We start from the raw sequence: 20,786 nt of genomic DNA, 5'->3' as shown, positions 1-20,786 counted from the left end.
CAATGATGTTGTTATGCCATTACAGCGTTTACCTACCTGGGTACAATTAGGGGCGTTTTTTCTTGCCGTCAATGCCGGCATGATTAACGTCTTGGGTCTGGTGACGGTACTGCACCAGTCTGTTTCACATATGACCGGTAATGTCAGCATGCTGGCCATGGCCCTGCTAAACTGGCAACCAGAACAGATGTTGTATCTCTTTTTGGTCACACTCTGCTATGTCATTGGTTCATCCTATAGCGGGCTCATTCTTGGAAATAGTCACTTTCGCCTAGGGCAACTTTATGGTTACCCTTTAAGTCTGGTGGCTATTTTTATTTTGATCTGCTGGTTATTGTTGCCCTATTTCCCGCGCTACGCCTTGTTATGGGCCTGTGTTGCCATGGGGGTGCAAAATGCCATGGTCAGCCATTATAAAGGTGCCATCATTCGCACCACGCATTTATCTGGCGTACTGACCGACCTTGGCTTGGCGATGGGCTACCGGTTGCGCGGTTTAGAGGTAGAATCACGACGTGTGGTTTTGCATCTGCTTATTTTGCTCGGTTTTTTAAGCGGCGGCATTCTTGCCAGCTGGCTATATCCTTATTTAAAATTAAATGCATTCCTGATCCCGGCAGTGCTGAGTCTGGTTCTCAGTCTCACGTATTGGGTGATTTATTTACGTTATCGACATCAACACGACTAATATCTGGACATTCTCATGGTTAAAAATGCATTGCAGGCACAATTGTTAAAGGCAGGATTGGTCGATAATAAAAAAGCCAAAAAACTGTCTAAACAGGCTGTGCATGAAAAACGCACCGGTGACGGTACCGAAGCTGAAATCAAGGCCAAGATTGAACAAGACAAACAGCAAAAAATGGCCAAAGATCAGGCGATTGAGCAAGAGAAAAAAGCAGCTTTGCAGGAAAAAGAACTGAAAGCCGCAATCATGCAAATGATTAATCAGCACAAAATCCGTAATACTGACGGCGATGCGGTGTATCAGTTTATTGATGACAGCAAAGTCAAAAAGGTCTATTTAAACCAGCAGATCTATAATGCGTTGGTGGCAGGCAGTCTGGTGATTGCACGTGAAAATGACAGCTATGCTTTCTTGCCTAAAGCTCTGGCAGAGCGTATCAATGCGAAAATGCAGGGCTTTATCATTGTGAATAATTCAGAGAAAAATGAAGAAACCACCGATGAAGAAGATCCATATGCAGCTTATGTTATTCCTGATGACTTGATGTGGTAAGCATCGCGATATCATTACTGAAATATCGAAGATCAGAAACCGGCGAATTCGCCGGTTTTTTATTTGTATGTGCTGTTATTTAATAATTCACATTAACAAATATGTTTTAAAAAGTTATCCAATATTAAAAAATCTGATCCAAAACTATAAACTTGATCTAAATTTTTGATTGAAGAGAAAGATCGTTTGGAACAGTTTAATTTTATTCGGAATATTCAAGAATGGGCAAATCAGTACCCATGGCTGGAAATGCTATCTTCACTGAGTATTGTGATTTTACTGGCGATTCTTGCCAATCTATTTGCTAAACAGATTGTGGTACGCGGAATACGTCAACTGATTTCCAGAATGCCTTTTGCCAATAATCAGATTTTTGCTGAGCATAGCGTGATTCGCCGGATTGCCAATATTGTTCCCGCAGTAGTGATCATGAACGGGATTACCACAGTACCGCATTTATCTGACAAGGTTGAGTCCTTTGTGCAAATGGGGGCACAGGCTTTTATCTTCCTGACGATTGCCTTAGCTCTTGGTGAATTACTGAATATTTTTAACCTGGTCTATCAGCGTAATCCCAAGTCACGTAACAAACCGATTAAAGGTTATTTGCAGCTGGTCAAACTGATTATCTTTATTGTCTGTGGCCTGATGATTCTCGGCACTTTCCTGAAAAAGGATGTCTTTACCTTGCTGGCTGGCTTCGGTGCCATGGCCGCGGTGTTGATGCTGGTCTTTCAAAATACCATTTTGTCACTGGTGGCGTCAGTGCAGATTTCATCTTATGACATGGTGCGGATTGGCGACTGGATCGAAATGCCCTCGCTGAATGCGGACGGCGATGTCATTGATATGTCATTACATACCATTACGGTACAGAATTTTGATAAAACAGTGACTACCATTCCGACCAACAAACTGGTGACGGACACCTTTAAAAACTGGCGTGGCATGCAGGAAGCCGGTGCACGCCGGATCAAGCGCTCGATTCATATTGATCAAAGCAGCGTGCATTTTATGTCGGCTGAAGAACAGAACAAGCTGAAAAATTTTATTCTGTTGGATCAATACTTAAATACCAAGTCAGAGGAACTGGAACAATTTAATCTGCAACTGAGCCATCATTCGCAATATAACCAGCGCCGTCTCACCAATCTGGGAACTTTCCGTGCCTATGTAGAATTTTATCTGCAACAGCATTCGGGCATTAGTAAAAATCATTCCCTGATGGTGCGCCAATTGCAGCCGACCAGTGAAGGTTTACCGTTAGAGATTTATGCTTTTACCAATACTACCGCCTGGGTGGAGTATGAAAATATCCAGTCTGATATCATGGATCATCTGCTGGCGATTATTCCGGAATTTGGTTTAAAAGTGTATCAAGCGCCTTCAGGTCTTGATTTAAAGGAAGCATTTACTCAACCATCTTCGATTATTACTTAAACACAAGTCATCCAATCTCAAGCCTGAGGTGCTGCTGCATTTCAGGCTTTTTTATTTCATGAGATGTTTAAATTCTGACTGGCATAAATCTGGCTTTAGTTTAATTTTTATAATCCAAGTTTTAATTGAGTGAATCATTTTGTGGCAATTTCACCCAATTACGGGCTTAAAAAAACAGAATCCTTTATAATTCCCGAAAAGCAAAATGCATGATAAGAGTACGATAATGTTTCGATGGCTTGAAAGACTGGTTGACCCCTATCCCACCAAAAATCTGAATCAACCTTTACCGACCAAGTTTTTTCCATTTGTCTGGCAGGCGGCCTATGGCGTACGCCGTTATTTGCTGATTCTGGTGCTGTGTACCGCCGGGGCTGCCAGCTTCGAAGCTTTTCTGTATTCAAAAATTGGTGATCTGGTGAACTGGCTCAGTAAAAGCCAGCCCGATACTTTTCTGGAGCAACATGCCAGTAATTTAACCTTACTGAGTATTGTTCTGCTGGCCAATATTTTCTTCGCCAGCGCACAATCACTGATTAAGCATCAAATTCTGTATAGCAACTTCCCGATGCGTTTACGCTGGCGCTTTCATAATCTGCTGATGAAACAAAGCCTGGATTTTTTCCACAACGATTTTGCCGGACGATTATCGGCCAAAGTTATGCAAACCGCTCTGGCAGTACGCGAATTCTGGGTCATTCTGGGTGACATGCTGGCTTATGTGCTGATTTATTTCATCACCATCAATATTGTTTTGGGTGCAATTTCACCCTTGCTGATCATTCCATTGATGGTCTGGCTAGCCTTGTTTATCTGTGCAGCGTGTTATTTCATTCCACGTTTGAGCAAAATTTCCAATGCTCAGGCGGATGCCCGTGCCGTCATGACCGGGCGTATCACGGATGCCTATACCAATATTCAGACTGTCAAGCTGTTTGCTCATGCCGGTCGTGAAAGCCAGTATGCCAAGACCTCTATGCAGGAATTTATGGTAACGGTATATAAACAGATGCGTCTGGGTGCCCAATACGAAATCAGTATTTTACTGCTGAGTGTAGTGTTATATGGCGGCGTACTGGGTACTGCGATCTGGTTGTGGATGGAAGGTCAGGCCGAGCTGGGCATTATTGCTGCAACTACAGCAATGGTACTGAAACTGAACAGTATTGCCGAATTTATGATGTGGCAGACCTCTGCCCTGTTTGAAAATGTCGGTACCATTCAGGATGGTATGAAAACTTTGGGTCGTAAAATTGCCATTGAAGATAAACCGGATGCCAAAGAGCTACAGCTCAATCATGGTGAGATCAAATTCGAAAATGTCAGCTTTGCCTACAATGATAAAAATGTGATTGATCAGTTTAATCTGACCATTCGTCCGGGTGAAAAAATCGGGATTGTCGGTCGTTCAGGTGCCGGTAAATCCACCCTGATTCAACTGTTGCTGCACTTCTATCATATCAACCAGGGGCGTATCTTGATTGATGGTCAGGATATTGATGAAGTCACTCAAGACAGTTTGCGCAAGAACATTGCATTAGTGACTCAAGATACTTCACTGCTACATCGCACGGTCGCGGAAAATATTAAATATGGTCGTCCTGATGCAAGCGATGAAGAAATGTTTGAAGCCGTGCGTAAAGCCAAGGCAGAAGAGTTTATTCCCAATCTGACCGATTTACGCGGTAAAAAAGGCTATGAAGCCTATGTCGGTGAACGTGGCGTAAAACTTTCCGGCGGACAACGTCAGCGGATTGCGATTGCTCGTGTGTTCCTGAAAGATGCCCCGATTCTGATTCTGGATGAAGCGACCAGTGCACTGGATTCTGAAGTCGAAGCCGCTATTCAGAATAGCCTTGATGACTTGATGCAAGGTAAAACCGTGATTGCCATTGCACATCGCCTGTCAACCATCGCGCAGATGGATCGGCTGATTGTACTGGATCAAGGTCGGATTGCCGAGCAAGGCAGTCATGAAGAACTAGTAGCATTGAATGGCATCTATGCCCAACTTTGGCAACGTCAAACGGGTGGTATGTTGATTCAACAGCAGGTCAAAGCACCGAAGGATGATTAATACAGTATCTGGAAGATTTCAAAATTATTGATGATTTGATCATCTTCAATACTAAACAGGTCTGGGACAAAAGAAAACTTTGCCCAGACCTTTCTTTTTAAAATCTTTTATATAGATGAACCTTAAGTTGCCATCTATCTGGCATTTTAATGAAATGACCTCACTCTCTAGTGCTGAAAGCTCTCTGATGAAGTCCTGTTTAATACTTAATAAAAACTAGACCAATCATCCTGTCCTGAGCAAACAGATGCTGGGATGTGACTTGTTCAATAAAATAATTTTAATTTCATCAATAAAATTATGCGGTTTAAATTGATTTTAATGCTGAATTCAGGCTAATCTGCCAGTGGCAGAGTCACAATCGCCAAAATTTTGTCCAACAATTTTAATGAAAAATTTGGCGGCTTCATGCCAATATCTATTTATAAATAAAAAAATTTGAATGAGTGCAACGGATCGCGCATGAAAACAATTGCTCCACGCCAAGACCAAGGAATTCCAGGTGTTTACGGTCTCCTGCTTCTCGATGTCATTTCCCGCTGGGGTTATAATAATGAGTCGCTTTTCCAACCTTTTGGCCTGACCAGTGAACAGTTGGCAGATCCTGATTTTCGTATTCCAACCCCTGTCGCCAACGAACTGGTGAAATATGCCCTGAAACTGACCGGCGAACCGACCTTGGGCTATCATCTCGGCACACAGATGCGGATCTCGATTCATGGCTTTATTGGCTATGCCATTATGACGGCGAATAATATTACCGATGCGCTGGTACTGGCGAACCGATTTATTCAACTCCGTTTACCCTTCCTGCAACTATTTTTCTCGACTTTTGGTGCCAAAGCCACGGTACAGTTGCAAACCGATATTCAGCTTGAACCTCTGCGCACCGAAATTTCCATTGCCTTGATGATCGGTCTGATCAGTATGGCCAAAGCGATTACAGGCGTTACTGATGCGACAGGAGAAATCGACTTCGATTTCAAAAAGCCGGAAGATTTTGAACGCTTTATGGCGAAGTTCCCCACCCATCAGTTCCGTTTTGAACAACCGCATTTAATTCTGAGCTTTGATAAAAGCTACCTGATGAACAAGCTGGTGCATGCCGATCCGATTGCCAGCCAGATTGCGATTAACCAGTGTGAAACGGAACTTTCTGCCTTGGGTGAACGGCATCGGATTGCCATGCGTGTCCGGGATATATTAACCCATGCTGAGCAACACTATCTCAGTATTGAAAGTGTGGCGGATCGCTTGCACATGTCTGACCGCACCTTAAAACGTCAACTCGCCGCCGAAGGCACCTCCTTTTCTACCCTGGTCGATGAAGTGCGTTACCGGCATGCCACCTCGTTATTATCCCGGACAGATTTCACTCTGGAACAGATTGCCGATGAACTGGGTTATAGTGATGTCGCCAATTTTAGCAGAGCATTTAAACGCTGGAGTGGTCGCAGCCCGAGCAACTGGCGCAAAGATCCTTATTTATAAGGAAGTATAAGCCTTTTGTTTTGCTTAAAAAGAATGTATAAAACATGTCAAAAATGATCTTAAGATTTTTAAGGAGTTATCAATGAATCATCCTGCAGAATTAAAGTACGCAAGTACACATGAATGGGTGCGCATTGAGGGTGATCTTGTTGTGACCGGTATTTCCGACCATGCACAGGATGCGTTAGGCGATTTAGTCTATGTAGAAGCACCAGATCTTGATTCACATATTACTGCGGGCGAACAAGCTGGCGTGGTTGAATCAGTAAAAACAGCTTCCGATATTCATGCACCAGTGTCTGGTGTAGTGGTTGAAATCAATCCTGATCTTGAAGATGATCCAGATTTCATTAATGATGACCCATATGGCAAAGGCTGGATCTATAAAATCAAGCCAGACAATATGGCAGATGTCGAAAAGCTGCTTTCCAATACAGAATATGAAGCTGGCCTCTAAGCCATTTTAACTTTAAAAAATCAGCCTCCGGGCTGATTTTTTTATTAAAGATCAAGCGTTGCATTTCCTAGTTCAAATTAAATTTCATGCATTTATCATGAAATATCATTGTATTTTTCACTTATTTTTCTTAAAGTCTTGCTCATATCTCCTTCGCTCCTAGATAGCTCGCGCTTATTTATAACAATAATTTCCCATGCTGAGCCCAGCGTCTTACAGCATATCATTTTAGGAAAATCATGAACGCCATTGCAGCGCCACTATGGACCAAGTCATTTGTGCTTTGTTTGGCCAACAACCTATTTTTATTTATTTTCTATTTTGCACAAACCACAATTTTGCCAATATACATCTTAAAAGAATTAGGCGGCAACCTGACTCAGGCAGGTCTGGCCATGACCTTGTTTATGGTCTCTGCCATTGCAGTGCGACCTTTTAGCGGTTTAATTATCGAAAAATTCGGGGTACGTAGAACCCTGATTATTTCAGAAGTGTTTTTTAGCCTGTTTTCACTTACTTATCTGCTGGCAGATCAGCTCACGATTCTGTTTATCATCCGTTTCTTCCATGGCATCTGGTTCAGTATATTGACTACAGTTTGCGTGCCTGTGGTGAACCAATTTATTCCGGAGCAGCGTAAAGGTGAAGGCATGGGCTATTTTGTCATGTCGGTTAATCTGGGGATTGTCTTAGGTCCGTTAATAGGTCTAAGCCTGATGGAATACTGGTCTTATTTTCAGGTCAGTATGCTATTGATCGTCTTGGTTTTTATCGGATTTGCCTTCTGTTTTTTGATTCCGGTCAAAGAACCTGAAAAAATCATCAAAAATACCAATAAGAAAACCTCGCTTGAGCTGACAGATTTTGTGGAAAAGAAAGTGCTGCCTGTCGCAGTATTGGCCATGCTGATTTCTTTTTCTTATGCGAGCATCATGTCTTTTATCGCACCCTTCGCAGCCAGCAAGGATTTAATGGCCTATGCAGGTTTATTCTTTGTGGTTTTTGCGATTTCCATGATGAGCTTACGGCCGATCACCGGAAAGATTTATGATCGTAAAGGCCCGCAATATGTGATTTATCCGGCATTGCTGGCTTTTAGTTCGGGTTTATTTTTACTGAGCCAGATTCAGAGCTTATGGGGATTTATGCTGGCTGCAGTCATGGTTGGTGTGGGCTTTGGTAGTGTCCAGCCGTGTATTCAAACTTTGGCGATTCAATGTGCGCCCAAGCATCGAATTGGCTATGCAACTTCAACTTTTTATACGTTTTATGACCTGGGTATTGCCATCGGTTCACTACTGATTGGTGCCATCATTGCAGCTTACAGTTATCAGTTTGCTTTTATGCTATGCGGTATTTTAACCTTAAGCAGTATTGTTTATTTTAAGCTGGTGGTGCAACGTAAAACCGTCTAGTTTTATGGATTGAATCGAATAATAAATAAGATCAATAAAAAAACAGGCAGAAAATTCTGCCTGTGATTTTTTGAGCAAATATTTATTCTGACACCGAAGTATTCTCTGCTTGTTTCTCTTCCGCTTTTGGCTCTTGCATCATGGTGAATTGGGTTGCCTCTGTGGCTACGGTAGTGTCCTGTCGGTTACTTTTCAGCTTGATCTGCAAACGTAATTCATTGGTAGAATCAGCATTACGCAAAGCTTCTTCATAGGAAATGGCGCCTTGGTTATACAGGTCAAATAAGGCCTGGTCAAAAGTCTGCATGCCCAGTTCACGCGATTTCGCCATAATTGCTTTCAGCTCATGGAATTCACCTTTCAGAATCAAGTCTGAAATAAGTGGTGTATTCAACATGATTTCAATCGCTGCGCGACGGCCTTTACCATCTTGAGTACGAATCAGACGCTGTGAAATAATTGCCTTCATATTGGATGACAAATCCATTAATAACTGATTCCGGCGTTCTTCCGGAAAGAAGTTAATAATTCGGTCCAAAGTCTGATTGGCATTGTTGGAGTGCAGTGTTCCCAAACACAAATGACCAGTTTCCGCAAAGGCAATCGCATGTTCCATAGTTTCAGTATCGCGAATTTCCCCGATCAGAATCACATCTGGTGCCTGACGCAAGGTATTTTTCAGCGCGTTGTGCCAGGAATGGCAGTCCACTCCGACTTCACGATGAGTAATCATGGATTTTTTATGCTTGTGCACATATTCAACCGGGTCTTCTACGGTAATGATATGCCCGGCCGAATTTTCATTACGGTAGTCAATCATCGCCGCGAGTGAAGTTGATTTACCTGAACCCGTTCCACCGACCACCAGCACCAGTCCGCGTTTTTCCATAATCACATGTTTCAGCGATTCCGGTAATTTCAGTTTCTGGAAGTTTGGAATTTCTGCAGTAATGGTACGAATTACCATGCCGACATTGAGTTGTTGCTGGAACACATTGACCCGGAAACGGGAAACACCTGGCACGGTGATGGCAAAATTGCACTCGAGTTCAGTTTCAAATTCTTTACGCTGTTTATCATTCATCAAGCTGTAGGCAAACAGCTTGGTTTTTTCAGCCGTGAGTTCCTGCTGTCCAAAAGGTTTCATTAAGCCCTGATGTTTAATACTAGGTGGAAAATCAGCCGTAATAAATAAATCTGAACCGCCATATTCCACCACCTTAGTCAGCATGTGATGCATGAATTTTTTTGCTTCGTCCAACAATTCTGCCGTGAACATCTTTTCCCCCGGAAATGCACAACGGCACAAATCTCAATCTTAGATTTATGCCAAAATATTTTGATTTCATTGTGCAGCGTTTTTTTTAAAGCCTCAAACATATTTGATTTATAAAGAAAATATTTTAAATTTTTTATGTGATTTACTTCAATAAAAATGAAATTAACCTGCAATATGTACGCTTTTTTAAAGCAACTCTGCTCAAAAAGAAGATTGTCATTTAAATGGTAAAACTCTATCAGACGACTCATAATTTGTCTTTTACGACATATAGAGTGTTATTTTTTTCCTTATGATTACCAACTTCCCTATTTTTTATGTACCAATTTCGGTTCTACCACATGTAATAATGACTTATGAAAAATAGGACAATATTTATAAAAGTTGAACAAAACCGTGGAACTTTGCTCAAATAATAGGCGTGGAACTTCGTAAATTATTAAAAAAGCCTAATTCAGCTAAGTTAGGCTTTTTATTCGATTATAAAAATATGATTTATATAAAATAAAATAGATATGTTATTCCCAAGTAGAAATGTCCTACCTAATAACCAAATAGAAATGTCCTATATGGACATTTCCAAGTCAAGCACAGGATTCAGATTTCGTTGTTGAATTGCTGTTTTCTGTGCACGTCTGCTTGGCATCTTTTGAGAACGATTACGTTTGTTTTGCTGTTCCAGTTCTTCATGCTGTTGCTGAATATGTGCCAGAACTGTACCTAACCGTTTATTCTCAACAATCTCATTTTGCTGCAGCCCAGCCAATTTATTGAAGATGCTGTAGTTGAGCTTTCGCCCTTCATGCATGAGGGCCACAGTGCCATCCGGATACTCTAGAAATGAAATGTATTGCCCAATCAGCTTATGATTCAGTACTGTTGGCTCAAGCATATAAATACATTTGTCATAGGTCAGGGTCAGATTCTTGGTGACCTTACGCGGTTCCTGCCAGGTAAAAATATCATCCAGTTCAAGATCAGATTCGGTTAATGGCCGATGTAAATTCTTTGAGTTTCGCGCATATTTGGCGAACTTCTGATTGAACTGCTCGATAAAGCAGGGCAACCATGCATTGGCCTCAGCAATCGAACAGATACCTTCCAGGCGCATCTCCTTGATCAGACGGTCCTGAAGAGTTCTATTGGCACGTTCTACGCGGCCTTTGGCTTGTGGGGAGTTGGCGAAGACAATATCAATGTTTAACTCATTCAGGATCCGCCCAAATTGCGTGATCTGGCTATCTTGGCTCGATTTCTGATTCACTCGGAATACCGAGTGTTTATCGCTATAAAACGCTAAAGGCTTGCCGTATTGCTCAATGTAGGCTCGGGTTGAAAGCATATAATCAAAGGTCGTTTCAGCCTCACAAAAGCGCAGATGCAACAGCTTTCCAGTGGCGTCATCGATATAAACCAGCAAGCAGCATTTGGAAGCTCGACCTTCAAACCAGTCGTGATATGAGCCATCGATCTGGATCAGCTCACCGAAGCAATCACGGTTGTATCGAGGCTGATATGGACGTTTCAGGCGCTTGGATCGAGGAATCCAGAGGTCATTTGCAGTCATCCAGCGACGAACCGTTTCTACCGGGATATGCAGGCCAAACATGCTGCTGAGCTTCTCATGAGCCAATGTAGGACCAAAGCCCAGCAAATGTTCAGAAATAATGGAAAGACATTCTGATTTTAACAGGACGTCATGGCGACGATGACCCGGTTGACCACGACTGGCATGTGCCATACCTGAGACACCATCTTGATTGAGCTTCTGCAATAACCGGGTAATTTGACGGGTGGAAAGATTCAGGATTTCAGCAGCACGGACCTGGGTAATACGATGATCTCTAACGTCTTGCAGAACTGCAAGACGTTGAATTTCTTTATCAGACATAGTGATCAGCATCTATATTTTATATCCAGTCCATGGTGATAAAAACCATCATAAACCAGACATTTTTATTGGTGAGAATATAGACACTTTAAATGGGTTCTAACAAGATAATTTCGTATAACGTGTATTATGTTAATTTTAGGAAAACTTAAACGAAATCACCAAAAACTATGAAAAAAAAATCAGCTTTTTTATATTATTTAGATGTTACAGCACCATTTTATTATTTTTATCTTGTACCCACTGTAATCGCATTAGTCATAGTCAGTTTTGATTTCTCATTTCAGGGCTTATTTCCGACCACAATTGACTCTTCGATTTCAAGCCAACATAAGTTTCTAAATGACTATTTTGCAATATGTAATTTTTTCGTGATTGGGCTTATTGTTATTAATTATTTAAGACACCCACTACCAGCCAAATATGTAAGACAAATACGTCAGCATTATGCAACATTAAATAAGAACCAGCAGTCTATCAATGGCTGGCTTGGCATTGTATTTTTCTTTTTTACTTTAGGCCTAATGAACCTGACTTGGTTTATTATTAATGATGAGCCTCTCCCACCATATAAAGAATGGCGCAAAGGCGATACTCTTACCTACTTAAACAGTTTCGCACATCCTTATATTTCTGCTATTGCTTTTAGTTTGCAATATGCCCTCATGGTATTCTTTACATTAATATTTATGAACATATTTGATAATCGTAAATATAGACAAAATTAATATGCTTAGTGCCATTTAACATAATGGCGATTATACGAAAGGCCCTTTGTAACTCCAAAATAGAAATGTCCGGTTTCTCCAAAGTAAAAATGTCCGCTTTTAGAATATGCGCTTTTGCGATTATCGAAGCGGACGGTTTGATATGTTGGTGTCTATGTCGGATAAAGAACTTAAACGATTGTCGGTCTTGCAGGAAATCTGCGATCAACGCATAACTCAATCCCAGGCTGCTCAGCTACTTCATATCTCAGAACGTCAGATCAGACGCTTACTGCAGAAATACAAAGCTCAAGGTCCAGCTGCATTAGCCCATGCCGGTCGTGGCCAAACCAGCAATTCCAAACTTCCTGAAGAACTCAGACTCAAGTGCCTCAATATTGTTTCTGACCAACTCCATGGTTTCGGACCCACTTTAGCGCATGAAAAGCTCACCACCGTACATGGATTCGATCTTTCAGTAGAAACCCTGCGTTCTTGGATGATTGCAGCCGACTTGTGGATTCCTCGCGCCAAGCGCCTGAAACGCCCATATCAGCCTCGATATAACCGGGATTGCTATGGTGAACTGATCCAGATTGATGGCTCTCACCATGACTGGTTCGAAGGGCGTGCTGCTAAATGCTGTCTGCTGGTGTTTATTGATGATGCCACAGGCAAATTACAGCATTTACGCTTCTGTGAGTCAGAATCAACCTTTGACTATATGATTTCGACACGTTTGTATGTTGAACAGCACGGTAAGCCCTTAGCGTTTTACAGCGACAAACATTCAGTCTTTAGGGTAAATCAAAGCAGCAAGAAAGACACCAAGATTACCCAATTTGGGCGAGTACTCAGTACGCTCAATATCGATATCATCTTCGCCAATTCACCACAGGCCAAAGGACGTGTAGAACGAGCCAATAGAACGCTTCAGGATCGTCTGATTAAGGAGATGCGCTTAGAAGCTATCAGTTCGATTGCAGATGCCAATGCCTGGCTGCCCTGCTTTATTGAGCAATTTAATCGTAAATTTGCCAAGATGGCCTTTAATCCTAAGGATCTCCACCGGACTGTCACTGAAACAGCTGAAGAATTAGATGATATTTTTACTTGGCGTGAACCCCGCAGAGTCACCAATAGCCTGACCATTACTTATGATAAATGTGTATATATTCTGGATAATATCCAAGAAAATCAGAAGCTGATCGGTAAATATCTTGAGTTTCTAGAATATCCGGATGGTACTGTAGCGATCATGCATGAAGGACGGAAGATCAATTACAGCATCTTCGATAAATTAAGTCAGCTTAACCAGCGAGAGATTGTTGAGAATAAACGTTTAAGTTCTGTATTGCTGCATATTCAACAACAGCATGAAGAACTGGAACAGCAAAACAAACGTAATCGTTCTCAAAAGATGCCAAGCAGACGTGCACAGAAAACAGCAATTCAACAACGAAATCTGAATCCTGTGCTTGACTTGGAAATGTCCATATAGGACATTTCTATTTGGTTATTAGGTAGGACATTTCTACTTGGGAATAACAGTGTTTGTTAGAACCCATTTAAAGTGTCTATATTCTCACCAATAAAAATGTCTGGTTTATGATGGTTTTTATCACCATGGACTGGATATAAAATATAGATGCTGATCACTATGTCTGATAAAGAAATTCAACGTCTTGCAGTTCTGCAAGACGTTAGAGATCATCGTATTACCCAGGTCCGTGCTGCTGAAATCCTGAATCTTTCCACCCGTCAAATTACCCGGTTATTGCAGAAGCTCAATCAAGATGGTGTCTCAGGTATGGCACATGCCAGTCGTGGTCAACTGGGTCATCGTCGCCATGACGTCCTGTTAAAATCAGAATGTCTTTCCATTATTTCTGAACATTTACTTGGCTTTGGTCCTACATTGGCTCATGAGAAGCTCAGCAGCATGTTTGGCCTGCATATCCCGGTAGAAACGGTTCGTCGCTGGATGACTGCAAATGACCTCTGGATTCCTCGATCCAAGCGCCTGAAACGTCCATATCAGCCTCGATACAACCGTGATTGCTTCGGTGAGCTGATCCAGATCGATGGCTCATATCATGACTGGTTTGAAGGTCGAGCTTCCAAATGCTGCTTGCTGGTTTATATCGATGACGCCACTGGAAAGCTGTTGCATCTGCGCTTTTGTGAGGCTGAAACGACCTTTGATTATATGCTTTCAACCCGAGCCTACATTGAGCAATACGGCAAGCCTTTAGCGTTTTATAGCGATAAACACTCGGTATTCCGAGTGAATCAGAAATCGAGCCAAGATAGCCAGATCACGTAATTTGGGCGGATTCTGAATGAGTTAAATATTGATATTATCTTCGCCAACTCACCCCAGGCCAAAGGCCGTGTGGAACGTGCCAATAGAACACTCCAGGATCGCCTGATCAAGGAAATGCGCCTAGAAGGTATCTGTTCAATTGCCGAGGCAAATGCCTGGCTGCCCTGCTTTATTGAGCATTTCAATCAGAAGTTTGCCAAGTGTGCGCGAAACTCAAAGAATTTACATCGGCCATTAACCGAATCTCATCTTGAACTGGATGATATTTTTACCTGGCAGGAACCGCGTAAGGTCACCAAGAATCTGACCCTGACCTATGACAAATGTATTTATCTGCTTGAACCGACAGAGCTGAATCATAAGCTTGTTGGGCAATATATTTCATTTCTGGAGTACCCGGATGGGACTGTGGCCCTCATGCACGAGGGACGAAAGCTCAACTACAGCATTTTCAATAAATTAGCTGGGCTACAGCAGAATGAGATCGTTGAGAATAAACGGTTAGGTACAGTTCTGGCACATATTCAGCAACAGCATGAAGAGTTGGAAAAACAGAATAAACGTTCCCGTCTCAAGAAAAGTATGCCGAGTCGTAAAGCTCAGAAAGCTGTTATTGAACAAAGAAAGTTAAATCCTGTGCTTGACTCTTGTGGTTAAAAACAGGACATTTTAAATGGTTTATCGCATAAACATTTTAATTGGTGAATAACAGCCCTTGTAAGTCCAAAATAGAAATATCCGCTTTCAGACTCTGGCATTGATTATGCCACCTAACATTAAAAGTGACATTGGCCATACGTTTTTAGCCAAATTATGCGTTGCCCAGATCCTCAGTATTAATCGGTAGAAAGTGTGCGTGATCTAGACTGCTCAAGCATAGATATTTGAGTACTTTCCGCCTGCAAAACTGGGTTAAGACGATTACTTTTCAATTTGATTTGCAAGCGCAGTTCATTATTGGAGTCCGTATTACGCTTAGCATATGGTGCATAAATTTACGTGCTTCATCGAGCAATTCGGTTGTATACATATCGAGATTCCTGAGATCATGACTGGTCAGCCGTATAGAATGAGCTGGAGCAAAATCTCTAATAAATTATTGTTATTGTTTATTTTTTAATTTAATTATTTTTATTCAATTTATAAAATCGTTCTAATCATTATTTTTATTTTCAAACGCTCTGATGAGCTGATTTAAGCATCTGGGAGATGCACTGATCAGCTTCATCCGATTCTGTCTTTCCCCAATCAATTGAGGAAAGACATCATTCAGTTTTAAGCACTACGCTTCAAACCTTCAATTCGTAGTGAGTCAGTCATATTTAACAATAGTTGTTCGGTTTTTTTCCAGCCCAGACATCCATCAGTGACTGACTGACCATAAGTCATTTGCTCAGAAATTTTTTGATTCCCGTCAACAAGATGACTTTCTAGCATTACACCACGAACATTGGTCTGTAAGCGTTCTGCCACGATCTGCTCCAGTACTTCAGGCTGCAGCATCGGATTTTTTGAGCTATTGCCATGACTACAGTCAATCACCAATGCGGGTAAGTCGATCTGATGTTTGGCGCGGATTTTCTCAATTTCTGACAATTGATAATTTGGTCCGCTATTCGAGCCACGTAAAATCAAATGTGCTTTAGGATTACCTTGCGAGTGTAAAATGCATGGTAAACCAGACTGGCTCATCCCCAGGAATTGATGCGGATGAGAGGCAGACTGAATGGCATCCAGAGCAATTTGAATCGAACCGTCAGTACCATTTTTGAAACCAATGCTATATGGCATATGGCTGGAAATTTCGCGATGAATTTGCGATTCGCTAGTACGTGCGCCAATCGCCCCCCAACCTAGTAAGTCATCGAAATATGCGGTTGCCATCGGACTGAGGATTTCAGAGGCAATCGGCAGACCCATTGCAATGATTTTGAGGTATAAGTCACGGGATTTTTCCAAGCCCAATTGCATATTGGATGAACCATCCAGATTTGGATCGTAAAGGAAACCTTTCCAGCCTACGGTAGTCCGTGGTTTTTCGATATAAGCACGCATCACCAGGAAAATCTGATCAGATAGCTGTGACTGAAGCTGTTTTAATTTTTCTGCATAGTCTAGCGCGGAAGCTTCATCATGAATGGAACATGGGCCGGTGACCACCATTAAACGATGATCCTTGTCTTCTAATATATTTTGAATGGTTTGACGATGTTCAGCGACTTGGCTGGCCAATTGCGGAGACAGTGGCAATTGTTGCTTAAGCTGCTGGGGTAAAGTTAAAATGCTTTCAGCATGATGTTGTTGTGATGTATTTGAGGTATTCATGACTTTAATCCTGGGACTGACAATCAGTCCAAACTTTTATTTGAGCGTTATGGGTCTAATCGAAGGTGTTGTGAGTGTCATTAGCTGACTAAAATAAGACCAATAAAAGTTGTTAAAGTATGAATAGTTAAAGTTTGTCATGGCTGTCTCCAAATATTGTAAAAAAATGAAAGGCATAAAAAAACCTGATCAGGGTTGCCGATCAGGTATAAACTGGTGGGCAACCTTTTCATTGCCCAAACGCGTTCAGGCAATTAGCTAAACTGCCAGAAATAAAAATATGCGTTTGAAATGATAGGTTGCTTTAACATGTTATGTCTTTCATAAAATGTGATTCTGAAATTAAAATACGCGCTCTGTGATCATTTGACAAGCATTAAATATAAAAAAATATTTATTAACTTTTCTACTTTTATTTATCGATTCATCAAACCGAGAGATGTATCACTAAAAGTGGTAAAAACCCACAAACTTATCGCGGGTTTTACCATAGAAACTTCTCTTTAATCCGAAGATTAAAAATTAACGTGAAACACGATTCCAGGCATCACGCACTGCAAATTTAGCCTGTTCCCAGTTTAAACGTGATTCGCCTTTCATTTGTTCCCATTTCAGTCTCAAATCAGGTTCTACGTCTTCAAAACGGGTATGGGCATCATAGCTGCCACGGTTTTCATAACCAACTCGATAGGCCGTATCATAATCACGGTCATAATCCAGATCGCTATAAGTAGTACGGGCATCTGAATAATATGGCGTATTGATCGAATTATCACGCCAGTAAGCCTGTTCTTCTGTTGGATTTATAGCTTCGCCTACACCTTTACCTGCCAGACCGCCAACAACCGCACCAACTACACCACCGACAGCGACACCCACTGGACCGCCTGCAGCACCAATGGCTGCACCTGCCGCTGCACCACCTGCGGCACCGACACCTGTACCCACAGGATGCGCGCCAGGTTCACCAGTAATTGGATCGGCATTCAAATCATCGCGGACATCTTTAGGCGCATTCTTAATTAAATCACGATCAAAATTATCATTCGACATAGAGCTTATCCTTATTCTTTAAAATGGTTTTAGCACGTATTTTCATACGTCCTATTTAATATAAGCATCTGGCATGTAATGACATTAGCAGGCGTGTGTTGTTTCAGTGACTCTCTGTGAGGCTTTCATGCACTAATGTATCCTGAATCAGGTGAAAGCCGCATAAAAAAGACCGGTTTAATACCGGTCTTTTTTAGATTAAAACAGCTTAGTCAAAATGAATGACCGTACGGATCGACTTGCCTTCATGCATCAGGTCAAAAGCTTCATTGATCTGATCTAATGGCATGGTATGAGTCACAAAAGGTTCAAGCTGAATTTCCCCTTTCATTGACTGCTCTACCATTCCCGGTAATTGTGAACGACCTTTGACTCCACCAAAAGCTGTACCCATCCATTTACGACCTGTGACTAACTGGAATGGACGGGTTGAAATTTCTTTACCTGCACCGGCTACACCAATAATCACTGACTGGCCCCAGCCACGGTGCGCACATTCTAGTGCTGAACGCATCACATCTACATTGCCGATACATTCGAATGAATGGTCTACACCCCAACCGGTCATTTCAACGATCACTTGCTGGATCGGCTGATCATAGTCTTTTGGATTTAGGAAATCTGTCGCACCAAACTGTTTCGCCAGTTCAAACTTATCCGGATTGGTATCAATCACAATGATACGGCCGGCTTTGGCCTGACGTGCGCCTTGTACTACAGCAAGACCAATACCCCCTAAACCAAATACTGCAACACTGTCACCTTTCTGAACTTTCGCCGTGTTATGCACCGCACCAATACCAGTAGTCACACCACAGCCCAGCAGGCAAACATGCTCATGATTGGCTTCAGGATTAATTTTTGCCAGAGAAACTTCAGCAACCACGGTATATTCAGAAAAAGTCGAACAACCCATATAATGATAGATCGGCTCGCCATTATAAGAGAAACGGGTCGTACCATCTGGCATGACGCCTTTACCTTGGGTCGCACGCACAGCAACACACAGATTGGTCTTACCTGATTTACAGAACAAGCATTCGCCGCACTCAGCAGTATAAAGCGGAATCACGTGATCGCCCGGTTTCAGGCTAGTGACTCCTTCACCTACTTCAACGACCACACCCGCACCTTCATGACCCAAAATTGCAGGGAATACACCTTCAGGATCTTCACCAGACAAGGTAAATGCATCTGTATGACACACACCTGTATGGCTAATTTTTACTAATACTTCACCTGCTTTTGGTGGAGCAACATCCACTTCTACAATTTCTAATGGCTGGCCTGGACCAAACGCAACTGCTGCACGTGATTTCATGTAAAACTGTCCTTTTTTTGCTGATTTACAGATGACTAACAGTAACCTCTTTCTATTCGGAGATTCAACTATTAACATCACCAGATAAGGAATAAAAGATCCTATAATTAATGGAACATCAATGACTAAACCTTCGCCCTTTGTATGTTTGAGCATTTTTACTTTTAGCATCATGCTTTCTGGCTGTGAACTGGCTCCCAATACTGCTGAAGAAGCGAAAATCACGCCGGTTCGACCGGCGCACTGGATCGACAATCAACTTTCAAAACAGCAGATCAATAGTGGTAAAACGGCTTTCTTGCCGCTCTATGATGGTTTTATGAGTATGGCAGCACGTCTGCACCTGATTAACAAGGCCAAATATCATCTGGATCTGCAATATTACATCTGGAAGGATGATTATATTGGCAATATGATCTTGTCTCAATTACTCAAAGCTGCCGATCGCGGTGTCAAAGTGCGGGTTCAGATTGATGATCAAAATGGCACCCAGCTTGATGACAAGCTTCTTGCTCTAAGCCAACATCCAAATTTTGAAGTCCGGATTTTTAATCCCTATAAATTTCGTCATTTACGTGCGCTGGATTATGGTTTCCGGATGAAAAAGGTCAATCATCGCATGCACAATAAATTAATCATTGCGGACGGAACTGCAGCCGTGACTGGTGGCCGGAATATCAGCAGTGAATATTTTGATGCCAGTGAAGATTTTCAATTCACCGATGTTGATATATTCTTCGCGGGGCAAAGCGTAACAGATGCCAATCAGACCTTTATTAACTTCTGGAATGATGATCTGAGTTATGATGTACGACAGGTACTCAATGATACCGGCCATCCTGAAATGCTCAAAAGGCTCAGAACTGAATTTGAACGAGAAGATGTTGACGAAACTGCACTCAAACGCCGGGTGGGCATTGCCCAGAAGCAAGTCGAACAACACTTAAAAAAACAACCCATTCACTGGGCGCCGGCTTATTTTGTTGCGGATAGTCCCGCAAAAGCACGCCCCCATGCCAAAAATGGCGATTATATTTATACCCATATGCTCGAACTGATGGGTGAGCCAAAAAAACATCTGGAACTGGTGTCCTCGTATTTTATTCCCACGCAAAAAGGCGCTGACTATTTAACTCGTCGTGCGCAACAAGGCGTGAAAATCAGAATCCTGACCAATTCTTTTCAGGCCAATGATGTGGCTGCGGTGCATGCCTATTACCAGCAATATCGTCAGCAATTATTGAAAAGTGGCATCGAACTCTGGGAATTTAAACCCTACATTGTCCGTCCGGAACGGACCTGGTATGAAATTATGACCGGAGATATCATTCCGGCTAAAAACAAAAATAGCTCCAGTTTGCATGCCAAGTTTTTTGATCTGGATGGCATGGTTTTTATCGGTTCATTTAATTTTGATCCGCGTTCAGCCTATTTGAATACCGAAGTCGGGCTGGTCATTGAGTCGGAAGATTTTCAGAAGGAAATTACCAGTGCGATGGATCAGTACTTACCACGCGTGGCTTATCAGCTTAAGCTGAATGAAAAAAATGAAATGATTTGGCTAGAACATCAAAAAGATGGCCGTAGTATTCAACATTTACATGATCCGGAAACTACAAAATTCCAGCGTTTTATGATGAATCTGGTGACGAAATTTCCCGGTGAATGGTTAATGTAATGACATTGGAGTGACCTTAAAATTACATGCTATGAAAAGCCCGTATTTCGAGAATAGCCGATTAACCTAACTTAGTCCGATCATCT

General features: G+C 42.0%; 15 protein-coding genes and 1 pseudogene. 11 read left to right on the top strand and 5 right to left on the bottom strand.

The genetic code is table 11. From position 1 onward, the window contains the following. The first annotated feature begins 13 nt into the window (after positions 1-13). The 7 genes from J7649_RS03110 to J7649_RS03080 all read left to right on the top strand — a co-directional run bounded on the left by J7649_RS03110 (position 14) and on the right by J7649_RS03080 (position 8,120). Positions 14-688 carry a YoaK family protein gene (locus tag J7649_RS03110; RefSeq protein WP_004647063.1) on the top strand — a complete coding sequence of 225 codons (675 nt, stop codon included), beginning with the start codon at positions 14-16 and terminating at the stop codon, positions 686-688. Between the two features lie 15 nt (positions 689-703). Then, on the top strand, positions 704-1,240 hold the full coding sequence (locus tag J7649_RS03105) for a DUF2058 domain-containing protein (RefSeq protein WP_168386892.1): 537 nt from the start codon (positions 704-706) through the stop codon (positions 1,238-1,240). Between the two features lie 165 nt (positions 1,241-1,405). Further along, positions 1,406-2,680, top strand: a complete 1,275-nt coding sequence (locus tag J7649_RS03100; RefSeq protein ID WP_005266301.1) for a mechanosensitive ion channel family protein — start codon at positions 1,406-1,408, stop codon at positions 2,678-2,680. 226 nt (positions 2,681-2,906) lie between these two features. Continuing rightward, positions 2,907-4,757, top strand: a complete 1,851-nt coding sequence (locus J7649_RS03095; RefSeq protein ID WP_219309313.1) for an ABC transporter ATP-binding protein — start codon at positions 2,907-2,909, stop codon at positions 4,755-4,757. 462 nt (positions 4,758-5,219) lie between these two features. Beyond that, on the top strand, positions 5,220-6,248 hold the full coding sequence (locus J7649_RS03090) for an AraC family transcriptional regulator (protein WP_005246182.1): 1,029 nt from the start codon (positions 5,220-5,222) through the stop codon (positions 6,246-6,248). Positions 6,249-6,330: 82 nt separating this feature from the next. Next, positions 6,331-6,705, top strand: a complete 375-nt coding sequence (gene gcvH / locus J7649_RS03085) for a glycine cleavage system protein GcvH (RefSeq protein WP_004280423.1) — start codon at positions 6,331-6,333, stop codon at positions 6,703-6,705. A 239-nt stretch (positions 6,706-6,944) separates the two neighbouring features. Next, the gene (locus J7649_RS03080) at positions 6,945-8,120 is read left to right on the top strand and encodes an MFS transporter (protein ID WP_213687327.1); all 1,176 of its coding nucleotides are present in this window, start codon (positions 6,945-6,947) and stop codon (positions 8,118-8,120) included. Positions 8,121-8,202: 82 nt separating this feature from the next. Here the strand turns inward: J7649_RS03080 and J7649_RS03075 are convergent, their stop codons facing one another. After that, a complete protein-coding gene (locus J7649_RS03075) occupies positions 8,203-9,399 on the bottom strand; it encodes a PilT/PilU family type 4a pilus ATPase (RefSeq protein ID WP_219309311.1) in 1,197 nt (398 codons plus the stop codon). A gap of 565 nt (positions 9,400-9,964) precedes the next feature. Next, the gene (locus J7649_RS03070) at positions 9,965-11,302 is read right to left on the bottom strand and encodes an ISNCY family transposase (RefSeq protein WP_219309309.1); all 1,338 of its coding nucleotides are present in this window, start codon (positions 11,300-11,302) and stop codon (positions 9,965-9,967) included. 158 nt (positions 11,303-11,460) lie between these two features. Between J7649_RS03070 and J7649_RS03065 the strand changes: the two genes are divergently transcribed. The 3 genes and pseudogenes from J7649_RS03065 to J7649_RS03055 all read left to right on the top strand — a co-directional run bounded on the left by J7649_RS03065 (position 11,461) and on the right by J7649_RS03055 (position 14,980). Further along, complete coding sequence (locus J7649_RS03065; protein ID WP_219309307.1) at positions 11,461-12,018, top strand: hypothetical protein; 558 nt, start codon at positions 11,461-11,463, stop codon at positions 12,016-12,018. A gap of 154 nt (positions 12,019-12,172) precedes the next feature. Beyond that, a complete protein-coding gene (locus tag J7649_RS03060) occupies positions 12,173-13,498 on the top strand; it encodes an ISNCY family transposase (RefSeq protein WP_081400761.1) in 1,326 nt (441 codons plus the stop codon). 147 nt (positions 13,499-13,645) lie between these two features. Continuing rightward, positions 13,646-14,980, top strand: a pseudogene (locus tag J7649_RS03055) (ISNCY-like element ISAba32 family transposase). 618 nt (positions 14,981-15,598) lie between these two features. Here J7649_RS03055 and J7649_RS03050 read toward each other — a convergent pair. From J7649_RS03050 to J7649_RS03040, 3 genes are all read right to left on the bottom strand, one after another. Then, on the bottom strand, positions 15,599-16,648 hold the full coding sequence (locus J7649_RS03050) for a 3-deoxy-7-phosphoheptulonate synthase (RefSeq protein WP_219309305.1): 1,050 nt from the start codon (positions 16,646-16,648) through the stop codon (positions 15,599-15,601). A 522-nt stretch (positions 16,649-17,170) separates the two neighbouring features. Beyond that, positions 17,171-17,701: a hypothetical protein gene (locus tag J7649_RS03045; protein WP_219309303.1), complete on the bottom strand. Its 531-nt coding sequence runs from the start codon at positions 17,699-17,701 to the stop codon at positions 17,171-17,173. Between the two features lie 208 nt (positions 17,702-17,909). Next, positions 17,910-19,022, bottom strand: coding sequence for an S-(hydroxymethyl)glutathione dehydrogenase/class III alcohol dehydrogenase (locus J7649_RS03040; RefSeq protein WP_219309301.1), 1,113 nt, complete (start codon positions 19,020-19,022; stop codon positions 17,910-17,912). A 121-nt stretch (positions 19,023-19,143) separates the two neighbouring features. Between J7649_RS03040 and J7649_RS03035 the strand changes: the two genes are divergently transcribed. Next, a complete protein-coding gene (locus J7649_RS03035; protein ID WP_219309299.1) occupies positions 19,144-20,700 on the top strand; it encodes a phospholipase D family protein in 1,557 nt (518 codons plus the stop codon). Positions 20,701-20,786: the final 86 nt, after the last annotated feature.

Origin of the sequence: Acinetobacter lwoffii (assembly GCF_019343495.1) — a bacterium.
GTDB lineage: Bacteria > Pseudomonadota > Gammaproteobacteria > Pseudomonadales > Moraxellaceae > Acinetobacter > Acinetobacter lwoffii_P.
The sequence above is the reverse complement of the archived record's forward strand: the minus strand, read 5'-3'. Positions and strand labels throughout refer to the sequence as shown.